Origin of the sequence: Clostridium uliginosum (assembly GCF_900112485.1) — a bacterium.
Taxonomy (GTDB): domain Bacteria; phylum Bacillota; class Clostridia; order Clostridiales; family Clostridiaceae; genus Clostridium; species Clostridium uliginosum.
Genome location: NZ_FOMG01000021.1, coordinates 16079 through 31938 on the forward strand (window position 1 = coordinate 16079; position 15860 = coordinate 31938).

The following is a 15860-nucleotide window of genomic DNA, read 5'->3' on the forward strand; positions in this document are numbered from 1 at the left end:
CTGACTAGTTATTTATTTGTAAGATGCCTAAAATCAAAAGGGGGAATTTTAGATTATGAATTACTTGGTTTTAGATAAAATAATAAAACAGGCTCTTATAGAAGATATACCTAATGAAGATATAACAACCAATTCAGTAGTAGATGAAAAAAGTATTTCTACAATAGATCTTTTGTGTAAAGAAGAGGGAATAATTGCAGGGTTAGGAGTTTTTAAAAGAGTATTTGATATATTAGGTAATGTAGAGGTTGAAATATATAAATGTGATGGGGACAAAGTATATATAAAAGATAAGATAGCATTATTAAAAGGTAATACTAGAAATATTTTACTAGGAGAAAGAGTAGCATTAAATTTGCTACAAAGAATGAGTGGAATAGCTACATTAACTAATAAATTTATAAAAGAAATAGAAAACACAAATGCTAAATTATTAGATACTAGAAAAACAACTCCAAACTTAAGGATTTTAGAAAAATACTCAGTGAAAATTGGCGGAGGATGTAATCATAGATTTAATTTATCAGATGGAGTTATGCTTAAGGACAATCATATAAGTGCAGCTGGTGGAATAAAAAAAGCTGTAGAGTTAGCTAGAAAAAATACTTCATTTGTTAGAAAAATAGAAGTAGAAACTGAAAATATAGAAATGGTAAAAGAAGCACTAGAGACGAAAGTGGATATAATAATGCTTGATAACATGGATTTAGATTTAGCAAAAAAAGCAGTAAAGCTTATAAATAAGAGTGCGTTAATAGAGTTTTCAGGAAATGTAAGTTTAAATAATATTAAAGACATAGCTAAGATAGGAGTAGATTATATATCAGTAGGGGAATTAACTCATTCTGCTAAAATATTAGATTTAAGTATGAAAAATTTAAAGATAATAAAGTGAATCAATAAGAAGAAATGCATATGAATTAAAAGAAATAGAAATAACATTTATTTCAGAAGACTAGAAAAATTTCGCTAACAGTTTCTAAGGCGCATTCAAAAAATAATAGACCAGTATGCTTGTCTATTTCACGTCATACTGCGTTGGCAAATTCAGCTAATAGCCCGCTATTAACTGAACTTGCCTCCTTGTCTGATATAAAATATACCACGCATCTTTGGTCTATTATTTTCTTTCATGTGCCTAACATTTGAAAGTTGTGCCCATAAAAGATTGTTCTCAATACAAGATTGGGACAATCATTTATGGAACAACTTCAAATGAATAAACTCTAAGCTTGTTTTTCAATGTTTCTTCTATAAATGTTATTTCTATTTCTTTTTGTCTTATATAATTAGGCACATTAAGGCACATTCAAAAAAATAATAGACCAGTAAGCTCGTCTATTTTGCATCATAAGGAAGCTAGACTTGTATACATTCGCTGAGTAAGTGATTTACACAAAATCATAGATTTTGCTTGTCTACTCATGTTGGCAAAATCAGCCCATAGCTTGCTATGAGATGATTTCACCTCCTTGTCTGGCACACAAAATATACGTCGCATCTTTGACTTGTTATTTTCTTTAATATGCCTAAAGTGAAACTTTTTAAGGGGAAATTTTATACTCCAAATGAATTTATTTTCCAATATAGTATTGACAATGGATGATATTAATTATATTATAGTAATTGTAAATGATAATTAATCTCAATAGTAAATAAATTTTAATTGAGGAGGAAATGGGATGAAAATAGTTTATTGGTCAGGAACAGGTAACACAGAAAAAATGGCAAATTTAATCAGCGAAGGTATAAGCAAAGAAGGTACAGAGGCAAGTGTAATAAATGTTTCTGATGCAGTCAGTAATATGTTTGATGATGAAGATATAGTTATTTTAGGGTGTTCAGCTATGGGTGATGAGGTACTTGAAGAAGGCGAATTTGAACCTTTTATAGAAGAAATATCAAGTAAAATTTCTGGAAAGAAAGTTGTATTATTTGGATCTTACGGCTGGGGTGATGGTCAATGGATGAGAGATTGGGAAGAAAGAATGATAGGTTATGGATGTCAATCAGTAATAGATCCATTAATTATTCAAAATGAACCAGAAGATGATGGAATGTGTATAGATTTTGGAAAAAAGATAGCTGCAATATAGTTATGAGGTAGGGAATTATTATGAAGTATTTAGATTTTTATAACAAATTAAACTCTATGGAAGATAAGCAATGTATAGAAAGCTTAATAGTATATAATGCGTCTCAAGTTATTGCTGGCGTAAAACCTGCATCAACAATGACATTAAAAAAGACTGGAGAAAACTTATGCTATAAGTGGAATAAATTTGGTAGAGCATTTGTAAAAAGTATAGATTTAGAGTTTATTGAGCTAAGAGAAAGTGATGAATCTATAATAATAATGCTTTATAATAAGGAACTACTAGAAAGTTCTATTTTCAAAAAAGAACATAAGATGTTCTTAACTAAGCTAGGATATGATGAAAATGATGATATATACATATACCTAGATAAGTTAAAAGTGAGATATGATTTATATCATTGTCCACATGAACTTGGGTTATTTTTAGGAATACCAATTAGAGATGTTAAAGATTTTATGGAATGTACAAAGAAAAAATGTTTGCTTTGTGGTTATTGGAAAGTATATAACGATTGCAACAAAGCTAAAAAGATATTTTGTCAATATGATGAAATAAAAGAGCATACACTCTCTCAAATACTAGATGGAAGTAATTCGCGTGACCTTGCATTTAGTATAAAAAATTTTTTCTGTTCTCCCTAAGATGTACATTTCACAAATTCATATAAATTATATTAGAATCAAGAACTGCTGATAGTATTTGTATCAGCAGTTTTTGATTTATTGAGAGATTCTTTATGTATATGAAAGAATCTCTCAATAAATCAAAATACAAATAACATTTATTCCAGAAGACTAGAAAATGCTTATTTCTAGTGATATATTAAAGGAGGCATTAGGAATAATAAGCTAATATTTTTATGTTTTGCATATAATAATATTTGGATTATATTTAAAAAAATGTGTCTAATGTCTAGGTTAAGAAAGTGAGGAGATTATGAATTTTAATAATTTAAGTAATAGAACAAAGGGAATAATATATATAATACTATCAGCATTTGGATTTGCAATGATGTCAGCATTTGTTAAACTTTCTGGAAATTTACCATCTTTTGAAAAAGCTTTTTTCAGAAATTTAGTTTCAACAATAGTAGCATTTTTATTAATTGTGAAACATAAAGAAATATTCTTTGGAAAAAGAGAAAATCAAAAGAAACTTATATTACGGTCTTTATTTGGAACATTAGGGATAGTTTTAAATTACTATACAATAGATATATTAGTATTATCAGATGCAAATATGTTAAATAAGCTTAGTCCTTTCTTTGTTATCATATTTTCAGCTTTATTTTTAAGTGAAAAGATAAATATGAAACAAATAATAGCCTTAGGAATTGCATTTTTTGGAGCATTATTTATTATAAAACCATCATTTAATCTTGCCATAATACCATCTTTAGCAGGGGTGGGTGGAGCTATATTTGCAGCAGCGGCTTATACATGCGTTAGAGCATTAAGTGGAAAAGAAAAGCATTATACAATAGTATTTTATTTTTCTTTATTTTCAACAGTAGTGTTATTTCCATTTATGATGATTTCATATAAAGCTATGAGTTTAATTCAATTTATTTATTTAATATTAGCAGGAGTATTTGCAAGTGTAGGACAATTTGGAATAACCTTAGCATATAATTATGCACCAGCTAAGGAAATATCTATATTTGATTATTCTAATATACTTTTTTCAGCTATAATCAGCTTATTTATATTTGGAGAACTTCCAGATTATTTAAGTTTTATAGGATATGTAATTATATTTAGTGCATCATTATATATGTTTAGCTACAATCAAAAACTAGATAAACTAGAAGAAAAGTAAAATCATATATTACATTTATTGAGAGTTCTACAAAGCAAATTCCAATGTCAATTAGCGTTATATTACAATATCAACATTATTTTAAAACATATCCTAATAAAAAAGAGGCTGTCTCATAATACAAATTATTTAATGATATGATGTATATTCAAAAAAATAGAAATAACATTTGTGGAAGAAGCATTGAAAAATAAGCTTAGAGTTTCTTCATTTGAAGTTGTTCCATAAATGATTGTCCTAATACATATTAGGAGCAATCTTTTATGGGTACAAGTTTAAATGTTAGAAACTTTTAGCTTATTTTTCTAGTCTTCTTTAATAAATGTTATTTCTATTTTTTTGTTATTACTTTACTTGATAATTCTGAGACAGCACCATTTCATATGCCTTAAGTTAAATATAAAACATTGCTATATTATCTTTTATATATTTTTGAGATTCTTTTACTAAATCATTCAAAGTTGCAGAACTAAGTGTTGATTGTATAGCATCATCTAGTTTATTCCAAACTAAATTATTCATAGATTTTTCTATTTCAATAGCATCATTTGAAACAGATTTTTCTGTATTTTCAAATAAACTAGTTTCAATAGCATTTAATATATCGTATACCTTGATATTTTCTGCAGATCTAGCTAAATGATACCCACCTTGAGCACCTTTTATTGATACAACAAGATTAGCTCGTTTTAGAAGCGAAAATACTTGTTCTAAGTATATTTTAGAAATACCAAGCTTTTCAGCAATACTTATAATAGTTATATAATCTCCATTATTACCAGTTTGTGCGATGCTTATCATAGCAGCAAGGCCATATCGCGCTTTAGATGAAATTCTCATAAGTTATCCTCCAATACATAGTATTCACATATGATTATACTATATCTTTTAGAACTATGTTAGGCATATTAAAGAAAATAACAAGTCAAATATACTGTATCTTATGATCCTACGAGAGAAGTATATACGCAATTTAATTTTTATGTAGAAAATATACTTAAAGTATCAAATAAAATGTCTTGGTTTAAAGGGGAATCTATTTTAGAAGCTATTGATCTTAGGCACATGAAAGAAAATAATAGACCAAAGATGCAATGAATTAGATGATTTTGAGAAAATAGGGTAATAATATTTTTTTATTTGAGCAAACTAATAAAGTAAATATAACCTAACGTGTTGTGCTAGTTAAAATAAGCTGATTTTTTAATGATGCTATAAAATTGAAAATATCATATATAATTATTCATTAGGACTAGAAAAATTGCACTAACAGTTTCTATTGTTTTAAGTTGCAATTTTATATGATATTTTCTTACTTTAGGCATTGTAAAATAAAAAACTAGAATATTTGATAAAAGGAGGAATACTATAGTCAACAAAAATATATACAAATATAATCATTGAAAGGAAGTGATTATATTTGAGTAAGAATTATAAGCCTAAAGAATTTGCAGAATTATTAAATGTATCAGTTTTAACACTACAGCGTTGGGATAATGCAGGAAAATTAAACGCATTTAGAACACCAACAAATAGAAGATATTATACTTATGAGCAATACAAAGAATTTAAAGGTGAAACATCTTCTGAAAAGAAAATAGTTATATATACAAGAGTTTCAACTTCTAATCAAAAAGATGATTTAAATAATCAAGTTGAGTTCCTTAAGCAATATGCCAATGCAAAAGGAATTATCGTAGATGAAGTAATAGAGGATTATGGAAGTGGGTTGAATTATAATCGTAAAAAATGGAATAAACTTATAGATGAATGTATGACTTCTGAAATAAGCACTATAATAATAACCCATAAAGATAGATTTGTACGATTTGGATTTGAGTGGTTTGAAAGATTTTTAGAAAAGTTCAATGTCAAAATAGTTGTCGTCAACAACGAAAGTCTATCTCCAACAGAAGAATTAGTTCAAGATATAATTTCTATACTTCATGTTTTCAGTTGCAGAATATATGGTTTAAGAAAATATAAAAAAAAGATAAAGGAAGATAAAGAAGTTGAAAAAAGCATACAAAATAGAAATTAAACCAACTAAAGAGCAAATAGTTAAAATCCATCAAACTATTGGCGTATGTAGATTTCTTTATAATTTTTACATTGCTCATAATAAAGAAATCTATGTAAAAGAACAAAGATTTGTAAGTGGTATGGATTTTTCTAAGTGGCTTAACAATGAGTATATTCCTAATAATCAAGATAAAGATTGGATTAAAAGTGTATCTTCAAAAGCTACTAAGCAAGCTATTATGAATGGTGAGAAAGCATTCAAAAAGTTTTTTAAAGGTGAAAGTGGTTTTCCAAAGTTTAAGAAAAAGAAAAATCAAGATGTTAAAGCGTATTTTTCTAAAAATAATAAAACTGATTGGGTTATTGAAAGGCATAAAGTTAAAGTACCAACTTTAGGTTGGATTAGATTAAAAGAATTTGGCTATATACCAGTTAACTCAATAGTTAAAAGTGGTACAATAAGCCAAAAAGCTGACAGATATTACGTTTCAATTTTAGTTGAAGAAGATATTAAAATAAACAATAAAGCATATTCAGAAGGAATAGGAGTCGATTTAGGTCTAAAAGATTTTGCAATTTGTAGCAATGGTATAACCAAAAAGAATATTAATAAAACTAAAACAGTTAAAAAGTCAGAAAAGAAACTAAAACGTGAACAAAGAAAACTTTCAAGGAAATATGAAAGTTTGAAAATAAGAAATAAAAATATAAAAGAAGGGAGAGCTACTTGTCAAAATATCCAAAAACAAATAGTTAAGGTACAAAAACTTCATCAAAGACTTACCAATATTAGAACTGATTATATTAATAAAACAGTGAATGAGTTAATAAAGCAAAAATCAAGTTTTATAACCATTGAAGATTTAAATATTAAAGGAATGATGAAGAATAAGCATTTAGCTAAAGCAGTCGCTGGGCAAAAGTTTTATGAATTTAGAACTAAACTTATCTCAAAAGCTAAACAAAATAATATTGAAATAAGGATAGTTGATAGATTCTATCCAAGTAGCAAAACTTGTAGCTACTGTGGAGCATATAAGAAAGATTTAAAATTATCTGATAGAATTTATAAATGTTCTTGTGGAGTGAGTATAGATAGGGATTTAAATGCTTCAATAAATTTAGCTAATGCTAAAGAATATAAGATAGCTTAATTAAACAAGCGCTTATATATGTACCCAAGGCTATTTGGGGAATTTACGACTGTGGAGTACTATACAAACTGTAGTAGCTTAGGCAAGGCAGAGTACAATGAAACAGTAACAATCTCAATATTAGTATATTTGACCATATTTTGAGTAGCAGATATGAAAATGAGTATTTTAAATCAAGAAATAAAGGAAAAAGCACAGGATCTTACTGAATTATTAAAAGTAAAAGCTGAGGAAGTTGGCTCTGGATTAAAAGAAAGAACAAATAAAGTAGGTCATGAAATAAAAGAAAAAGCTACTGAAATGAAAAATATGTTTCAAGAACCAAGAAGCTAAAAAGGTGAAAAATGATTTTCTAAGGCACCTTAGGGGATTCCTCTTAGGTGCTTGAAATGAAGAAAAACATTTGATATACTTAATAAGGAAAATTAAATATTAAATCCATTAAGTAATATTGTGGTAGAGGTTCGTAACCATCCCTCTATAAAAAACTAGGAAATAAGATTTAATAGGTCGCATGGTTATAATTGCGCCCTTTTTTATTTGGTGTTATTTTAAAACTATACTGATATTGTTATATATTGTAAAGTGGGCTAAGAACTTGATATAGGAAACTCGATTCATATTCATTCGCTGAGTAAGTTTGTGTTTCCAAATATAAAATGCTTACGGAGAAAGTTCTGTTAGCCAAATACAAGATTTGGAACATCACTTTTGGACATTCACTTAACAATGTTTAAATGAGTATAATACAATTTTAGCTAATTTTTTAAAATGACTTATTTTCTACGCTTTGAGATGAATACTCAGAGCGTTTTTTATTTATTTAGTGGAATATTATAAATATTATTAAGGAGATATATTAGTGGATAAGAAAAAAATAATAATAGATTGTGATCCAGGTATTGATGATTCATTGGCAATTATGCTTGCATTAAAGTCAGATGAATTAGATGTAAAAGGATTAACAATTGTTTCGGGAAATGTACATGCAAGTAAAGGAGCAGAAAATGCTTTAAGGATACTTAAGGAAATTGGAAGATTAGATATTCCTGTGTATATAGGAGATGGAAGCCCTTTAGAAAGAGAGCTTATTACAGCTGAAGATACTCATGGAGAAGATGGACTTGGAGAAACATTTTTACCAAGGGTAGAAGGTGTTAATTATAAGGAAGGTGCAGTAGATTTTATATTAAAATCATTAAGGGAAGAAGATGAATTATCTATAATTGCTATAGGTCCTTTAACTAATATAGCAAAGGCTTTAGAGACAGATAAAGAAACTATGAGAAAATTAAAAGAATTAGTTGTTATGGGAGGAGCATTTAAAAGCTTTGGAAACTGTTCACAAGTTGCTGAATTTAATTTTTGGGTAGATCCCCATGCAGCAGAAAAAGTTTTTAATGAACTTCATAGAAATATTACAATGGTTGGATTAGATGTAACAAGAGAAATTGTATTAACACCTAATTATATTGAAATGTTAAAACAATTTAAACATCCACTAGCAGATTTAATTGTAAAAATAACAAAATTTTATGTTGATTTTCATTGGGCGCAAGAAAGAACATTAGGATGTGTTATAAATGATCCACTAGCAATAGCTTATTTTATAGATTCTAGTATTTGCAGTGGAGAAGAATATTATGTTGATATAGTTACAGAAGGAAAAGCAATTGGCATGAGCTTAGTAGATGAGGGAGATTTTTATAGAAAAGAAGCAAACTGTTTAGTATTAACAGAGGTAAATTCAAAAGCATTTATGGAAATGTTCTTAACAAGATTAATTCCAGAACATAAAAAAGATATTTTAAATGTATTGAATAACCCTAAATACAGTTATCAAAATCAGAAATTTGATAAGTAATTACTATGTAAGACTAGAAAAATAGTGCAACAGTTTCTATCATTTTAAGTTGCACCCATTAGAGATTGTTCCAAAGACAAGCTTTTGACAATCTCTAATGGAACAACTTAAAACGATGAAACTGTAAGCACGATTTTTCAATGCTTACTACGCAATTATTCATCAAATTTCTTTGAGGATAATAATTTGTAGCAATATCTTATATTGGTAATAGTAAACCAGAAATATGATAAATATTGCTCTATAAACTAGGAAAATTAATTCAGGAGGTAAGTTATGAGAAAATTTAATTTAAGTATTATGATGTTTATGTCATTATCAATAGTTATTAATATTGTTGGAGGTTTTTTGGCTTTGAGTTTAAAGTTGCCTGTATATATTGATACAATAGGAACAATTTTAAGTGCAGTAGTATTAGGACCAATAAATGGGGGAATAGTGGGAATATTAACAGCTATAGTAAATGGAGCAATGTTTGATCCAATGTCATTTTATTTTTTACCAGTTCAATTAATTATAGGAGTAAGCACAGGATTGTTTTTTAAGAAGTCTAAATTTGAAGGTTTTAAATCTATATTTGCAATTATAATTATTACGATTTTAGGTTCAATAACAGCATCAATTATTGCTTCATTTGTATTTGGTGGGGTTACGTCATCAGGTTCAAGCATATTAGTAGTTATATTTAAGAACTTAGGAATAAGTACTATAACAGCTGTATTTTCAACTCAAATATTCACAGATTTATTAGATAAGGCAACTAGCTTTGGAGTTGTATTTACAGTAGTAAAAACAATTCCGTTAAGGCACATTCAAAGAAATAACAAGTCAGTATGCTAGTTTATTTTGAGTCATATTGTGTTGATAAAATTAGCTAATAGATAAATTTAGTTAGGAATGAGATAAATGGATAGATATAATATTATAAATGAAAAAAATAAAAGAGAGATTGTTTTATTAAAGGGGCTTCCATGCGTCTGGGGGAAATGTAGTTTTTGTGATTATATAGATGATAACTCTACCAAAGAAGAAGAAATAAACAAGTTGAATTTTGAAGTTCTAGAGAATGTAAAAGGTGTATATAAAACTTTAGAGGTAATAAATTCAGGAAGTTGTTTTGAATTAACAAAAGAAACATTAAAAATGATAAAACAAGTTATAGATAAAAATGGTATAAAAAAAATGTTTTTAGAAAGCCATTGGTGTTATAAAAATAGACTACAAGAGATGAGAGACTTTTTTAATATAGAAATAGTCTTTAAAATTGGAGTAGAAAGTTTTGATAATGATTTTAGAAATAAGTTTTTAAATAAAAATGCTAATTTTAAAACTTATGAAGAAGTAAAAGAACATTTTAAATCAGTTTGTTTATTAGTTGGAATAAAAGGACAAACAAAAGAGATGATCAAGAGAGATATAGATATAGTATTAAATCATTTTGATTATGGAACAGTAAACATATTTACTGAAAATACTACTGAAATAAAAAGAGATGAAGAATTAATAAGTTGGTTTGAAAGAGAATATCAATTTTTAAAAGATGTTCAAAAAGTAGAAATACTATTTGAAAATACTGATTTTGGTGTTGGAGATTAGAAGGACTATAATATCTTATAGTAGGCACATTCAAAAAAATAACAAGTCAATATACATCACATCTTGGACCTGTTATTTTCTTTCATGCGCTTTAATACATTATGCTAGTGAAAATTGTAAAAATCAGAAATAGGACAAATATTGCTCTATAAACTAGGAAAATTATACTAAGTATTTCTAATATTTAGAGTTGTGCCCAAAACAGTTTGCTCCAAAGACAGGCTCTGAACAAACAATTTTGGAACAACTTCAAATAAAGAAATACTAAGCACAATTTTCTAATGTTTATTTCGCAATTATTTGTCCTATTTCTTAGTGTAATTTATTTTCTTTAATGTCGTTTATTAACAAAAATTAACTAGCACAACGTGTAGCATTAGTATTAATTCAACAGGAATATTTTTACATGGAGCCTTTAATATATAGTATAATATATATTAAAGTCTTTTTATTTTAGAATATTAAGAGAAATTATTTTTTAAAGTTTAGTATTTAAAAAAATATATAATTTTTAGAAATGATATTGTGAAGTCGTGGATAAATATAATATAGAATTATTAATTTTTATTATAAAAGGGAGTATTGTTATGTGTAAGAAGTATCCTAATAAAAATACAGCTATAAAGGTTCTTGAACAGGCAGAAAAGTTAAATCTAGGATTGTGGAAACAACATTCTGAATTTGTAGCGTTAGCTTGCAAAAATATTGCAGAACATTGCATAAATCTTGATAGCAATAAAGCATATATCTTAGGTTTGTTACATGATATAGGTAGACGGGTAGGGATAGTCTCAGAACGTCATACAATTGCTGGATATCAATATTGTATGGAAAAAGGTTGGGATGACGTTGCTAAAATTTGTGTTACACATTCATTTATGATACAAGATATTCATTCAGCAATAGGAAAATGGGATGTTACAAAAGAAGAATTTGAACTTGCTAGAAGCATTATAAACTCAGTTATTTATGATGATTATGACTTATTAGTACAATTAGGTGATGCTTTAGCTTTACCTACAGGATTTTGTTTACTTGAAAAAAGATTTGTTGATGTTACTTGTAGGTATGGTATACATGAATATACTGTTGCAAGATGGAAAAAGATAATGGAAATAAAAGATTATTTTGAAAAGAAAATGAAGTGCTATATTTATGATGTGCTTCCAAATGTTAAAGAAAATACTTTTGCATAATATTTTAATTAATTGAAATAGTACTTTTGGAATTGGTGTTAAAATTATAATTATTTTGATATAATAAACTTACAAATAAAATATTAACAAATTATAGACAAGTATTAATATTTTACGAAAGATGGTGTTATTATGAAGAAAATAATAATTTTAGTGGGACTAGCAGTTTTAATGTCAATCACTCCAATAACAATGGCAAAGGCTGCATATAACAGAGATATTACTATACCAACAAAACAATTAGCAGTTGTTGATGGAAAAATAAAATCACAAATTAACATTGATAAAGAAATTAAGGGTGTTAATCCGTGGTTGTATGTAGATGTAAAATTAGATGCAACTAAATCCAAACAAGGAAAATTTAATTATGCTGAATTAGCATTAAAAAGAGCGTTTAGTTATTTTGTAGAAAATAAGCTATCTTTAAGAGATGGAGATTTCTCTATTATATTAAATAATGGCTTTGTTATAAATAAGGACAACTTCTCAGATAAAAAAGTAACAGATATAGCTATGAAAGAGATTTTAGATAAAGATTTCTATAGAGAAGATACTATATTTAAAATGGCATTCCTTTATCATGACAATGCAGTTGAAAGAACAACAAGCTGGAAACTTATAGATACTATAGATCTTCCAGCAGGTTCAAGCCATACTATTAACAAAAGATATACTGCAGGGATAACTAAGAGTGAAGAGTTAGATATGGGATTAACATTAGGACTAAAATTCATAACAGAATCAAGTGCAAGTGCGGGAATTGATATAAAATATGCATCAGCTAAAACACTAGCTAAAATAAATACTGATGTAAATGCAACTAGATCAAAAACTTTCAAAAATAGTAGTGAAATTAAGTCAAGCTTTGAAAGCACTACAAATATAGCATACAATCCTTGCAATGAAGATAAAGTGATTTTAAGATATCAGTTAGTAGAAAATTACAAGGTAGACCCTAGTGCATTTAAAGATGCAACAAGTAAATTAGAAAAATTAATGAATTCATATGGAAGAGATATAGTTAAGATTGAGCCAACTTCAGGTGAATCTGGAATAGATATTCCAGTTGATCAAATTTTCGATGTAACTATAAATAAATAATATTCTTATAAGTAAACTGCATATAGTATATTGCTTAAACAGGATATGAAAACATAAGACTATGAATGTAGTAGAGCCTACGATTCATGGTCTTATGTTATATAACAATATCAACACTCTTTTAAAACATAGCCTTAGTTTAAAATACCAAATAACATAAAATAAATATAAAGTTATACTTTTAATGAAAAAATTTCATATTACATCTTGAAAACTGTTATATTCAGGTATATTATTAATTTATACCTAAATATAACATAAATATCCAGAATAGAATTTACTAATTATAATAATGTGTTGAAAAAAGTTTTATGTAATTAAATTCAACATACAAAATTTATTTAAAGATATAAAAAGCAATTAACAACAGTTATATTTTTTTGCTATTTTGTGCAATCGTTTGCATGAAATTATAAAGGATATTTTTAAATAGTGCAAATTTATCTTTAACATTAAATAAATAACATTTAAGTAGAGTATTCTCTTATCTAATAAAGTCTTATAAATTAAGTCAAAGTTTAAAACTGTGTTGATATTGTTACATATATTTAATAAAAGTTTTAGTTCAATATCAATTACATTAATAGGAAAGGAGGGGCGTATTATTAACTAGCTCATATAAAAAATATTAAAAGGGGGATAAGAAAATGAAATATTTAAATAAACCATTAAAAAAATGTCTGGGATTTGCTTTAGCTTTACTATTATCTTTTACTTTAATTTTGTCTTCAGGGAGTGCAACATATGCATCATCTATTCAAAGAGATTATAAAGCAAATGTAATGGCACCACTAGGAAAAATAACAGATTGGAATACATTCAAGAAGCAGTTAATAACTCTTAAGAATAAAGGAGTTTATGCTATTACCACAGATGTGTGGTGGGGTGATGTTGAAAGTAAAGGTGATAATCAATTTGACTGGAGTTATTATAAAACTTATGCAGAGACTGTTCGTGCTTCAGGATTAAAATGGGTTCCTATTTTATCAACACATCAATGTGGCGGTAATGTAAACAATAGTGATTCAAATTCAGATAAAGAAATAAATATACCTCTACCTTCATGGTTATGGACAAAAGATACTGCTGATAATATGCAGTTTAAAAATGAAAAAGGAAAGTGGGACAAGGAGTGTCTTAGCCCATGGTGGTCTGATATTGATAAGCAATATGATGAACTTTATGCTTCATTTGCATCAAACTTTAGTCAATATAAAGATATTATAGCTAAAATTTATCTTTCAGGTGGTGCTTCTGGTGAATTAAGATTTCCTTCTTATAACAAACCATTAGGATGGAACTATCCTGAACGTGGAGAATTACAATGTTACAGTAAAGCAGCTATATCAGATTTTCAAAATGCTATGGAGACTAAGTATAATAATATTTCTAAACTTAATAGTGAATGGAATACAAATTTAACAAGCTTTACCCAAATTACTCCTCCAACAGATGGAGATAATTTCTTTATAAATGGTTATAAATCAAAATATGGTAAAGATTTTTTAACTTGGTATCAAAAAGTAATTGAAAAACACTTATCCAATATAGCGTCTAAAGCACATGAACATTTTGATTCAGTTTTTAATGCTAGAATAGGTGCAAAAGTATCTGGGGTACATTGGTTGATAAATAGCCCTAGCATGCCACATTCAACAGAGTATTGTGCAGGTTATTACAATTATAATACTTTACTTGATCAATTTAAGGCATCAGATATAGATTTAACTTTTACATGTCTTGAAATGGATGACTCAAATGCTTATACTAAACCTAATTATTCAGCACCAAAAAGCCTTGTTATAAACGTTGCAAATTTAGCTAAATCAAAAGGTATAAAAATATTTGGAGAAAATGCATTAACTATTTCAAATAATAATCAATCATATCAAAATTGTGCTGAAATGTTATATAATTATGATTTTTCAGGATTTACACTTTTAAGATTTGGAGATCTTTTAAAAAGTGATGACCCAACAAATTCAGAACTTAATTCTTTTGCAGATATTTTAGTAAAGAAGCCTGTTCCTGTTACATTTACACTAAATAATGTTAATGTAAAAGATGGAGAAAAAATATATATAGTAGGAAATGGATGGGAGATGGCTAATTGGACCACTGGACTATATCCTTCACAACTTACTTATAAAGGTGGAAAAGCAACAGCAACAGTATATCTTGCTGAAGGCCGTAACTATGAATTTAAAGCAATAAAAAAAGATGCTAGCGGAAACGTAACCTGGGAAAGTGGTAATAATCAGTCTTATACTGTTCCTACAGGAGGAGGCTCTTATACCTGGAATTTTAACAAATAGCTATGAAAAGGCAATAAACATTTTACATTAATGTTTTAAGTGGATGTTAATATTGTAATATAAAGCTTATGGACAGTGGAATTCACTTTAAGAACTCTAAAATAAATCTTAGTCCTATTAATGCATGCTCCCAATCAAAGATTGTGACAAGCAATTAATAGTACTAAGATTTAATGAAACTCGACTCACATTCGTTCGCTGAGTAAGTTCGAGATACCAAATATAAAATTTGGACTCTTACTTAAGAGTTCTACAAAGCAAATTCCAATGCCATTTCGCCTTTATATTAAAATATCAACACTATTTTAAAATATTTTATCGTCAATGTTTATTGCCTTTAATAATGCAAAATTGTTATTGTTTCTTAATAGGTATTTATTTTAGGTTTAATTTTCATGTTTAAATCTTATACAAATTATTTAAATGCTAAATAGTCATGATTATCGATTAGTTATTTTTATAATTTCCACACTTTTTATTATATATAAGGGAAATACAAATTTATAAAGTGACTTGGATACTTTAATTTTTATGAATTAATTAAATAAAAAAATTAAATAGAAAAATTAGTTTAGAAGAATGTGCAGATAATATGAATTTATTGAAGAATATATTACAATATTTTGTCAAATGAAATGCTTTACAATAAATGTAATTAGTGATAATATTTAGTAAACAAATATTTAAGATTATGG

14 protein-coding genes and 1 riboswitch are annotated in these 15860 nt (G+C 27.2%); of the genes, 13 read left to right on the forward strand and 1 reads right to left on the reverse strand.

All coding sequences use genetic code 11. The features are described 5' to 3' along the window. Nucleotides 1-55: 55 nt before the first annotated feature. From nadC to BM027_RS12880, 4 genes are all read left to right on the forward strand, one after another. Nucleotides 56-895 carry a carboxylating nicotinate-nucleotide diphosphorylase gene (gene nadC, locus BM027_RS12865; protein ID WP_090092524.1) on the forward strand — a complete coding sequence of 280 codons (840 nt, stop codon included), beginning with the start codon at nucleotides 56-58 and terminating at the stop codon, nucleotides 893-895. Nucleotides 896-1682: 787 nt separating this feature from the next. Next, nucleotides 1683-2096 carry a flavodoxin gene (locus tag BM027_RS12870; RefSeq protein ID WP_090092526.1) on the forward strand — a complete coding sequence of 138 codons (414 nt, stop codon included), beginning with the start codon at nucleotides 1683-1685 and terminating at the stop codon, nucleotides 2094-2096. Nucleotides 2097-2116: 20 nt separating this feature from the next. Continuing rightward, the gene (locus tag BM027_RS12875; protein WP_090092527.1) at nucleotides 2117-2740 is read left to right on the forward strand and encodes a DUF3793 family protein; all 624 of its coding nucleotides are present in this window, start codon (nucleotides 2117-2119) and stop codon (nucleotides 2738-2740) included. 295 nt (nucleotides 2741-3035) lie between these two features. Further along, nucleotides 3036-3917, forward strand: coding sequence for a DMT family transporter (locus BM027_RS12880; protein ID WP_090092529.1), 882 nt, complete (start codon nucleotides 3036-3038; stop codon nucleotides 3915-3917). A gap of 393 nt (nucleotides 3918-4310) precedes the next feature. Here the strand turns inward: BM027_RS12880 and BM027_RS12885 are convergent, their stop codons facing one another. Beyond that, nucleotides 4311-4757 (reverse strand): RrF2 family transcriptional regulator, encoded by a 447-nt coding sequence (locus tag BM027_RS12885; RefSeq protein WP_090092530.1) that lies wholly within the window; start codon nucleotides 4755-4757, stop codon nucleotides 4311-4313. A gap of 580 nt (nucleotides 4758-5337) precedes the next feature. Between BM027_RS12885 and BM027_RS12890 the strand changes: the two genes are divergently transcribed. From BM027_RS12890 to BM027_RS12930, 9 genes are all read left to right on the forward strand, one after another. Beyond that, entirely contained in the window at nucleotides 5338-5958 is a 621-nt protein-coding gene (locus BM027_RS12890; protein WP_090092532.1) for an IS607 family transposase, read from the forward strand. Further along, on the forward strand, nucleotides 5930-7093 hold the full coding sequence (locus BM027_RS12895) for an RNA-guided endonuclease InsQ/TnpB family protein (protein ID WP_090092534.1): 1164 nt from the start codon (nucleotides 5930-5932) through the stop codon (nucleotides 7091-7093). The genes BM027_RS12890 and BM027_RS12895 overlap by 29 nt, the downstream gene beginning before the upstream one ends. Nucleotides 7094-7252: 159 nt before the next feature. Continuing rightward, nucleotides 7253-7426: a hypothetical protein gene (locus BM027_RS18270; protein WP_175559988.1), complete on the forward strand. Its 174-nt coding sequence runs from the start codon at nucleotides 7253-7255 to the stop codon at nucleotides 7424-7426. A 120-nt stretch (nucleotides 7427-7546) separates the two neighbouring features. Further along, nucleotides 7547-7591, forward strand: a riboswitch (PreQ1 riboswitch). Between the two features lie 364 nt (nucleotides 7592-7955). Beyond that, nucleotides 7956-8957 (forward strand): nucleoside hydrolase, encoded by a 1002-nt coding sequence (locus BM027_RS12905; protein ID WP_090092540.1) that lies wholly within the window; start codon nucleotides 7956-7958, stop codon nucleotides 8955-8957. A 276-nt stretch (nucleotides 8958-9233) separates the two neighbouring features. Beyond that, entirely contained in the window at nucleotides 9234-9797 is a 564-nt protein-coding gene (locus BM027_RS12910) for an ECF transporter S component (protein ID WP_090092542.1), read from the forward strand. 66 nt (nucleotides 9798-9863) lie between these two features. Next, nucleotides 9864-10553 carry a radical SAM protein gene (locus tag BM027_RS12915; protein WP_090092549.1) on the forward strand — a complete coding sequence of 230 codons (690 nt, stop codon included), beginning with the start codon at nucleotides 9864-9866 and terminating at the stop codon, nucleotides 10551-10553. A 587-nt stretch (nucleotides 10554-11140) separates the two neighbouring features. Continuing rightward, a complete protein-coding gene (locus BM027_RS12920) occupies nucleotides 11141-11749 on the forward strand; it encodes an HD domain-containing protein (protein ID WP_090092552.1) in 609 nt (202 codons plus the stop codon). A 132-nt stretch (nucleotides 11750-11881) separates the two neighbouring features. After that, a complete protein-coding gene (locus tag BM027_RS12925) occupies nucleotides 11882-12850 on the forward strand; it encodes a hypothetical protein (RefSeq protein WP_175559989.1) in 969 nt (322 codons plus the stop codon). 647 nt (nucleotides 12851-13497) lie between these two features. Further along, nucleotides 13498-15165 carry a family 14 glycosylhydrolase gene (locus tag BM027_RS12930; RefSeq protein ID WP_090092559.1) on the forward strand — a complete coding sequence of 556 codons (1668 nt, stop codon included), beginning with the start codon at nucleotides 13498-13500 and terminating at the stop codon, nucleotides 15163-15165. Nucleotides 15166-15860 lie beyond the last annotated feature (695 nt).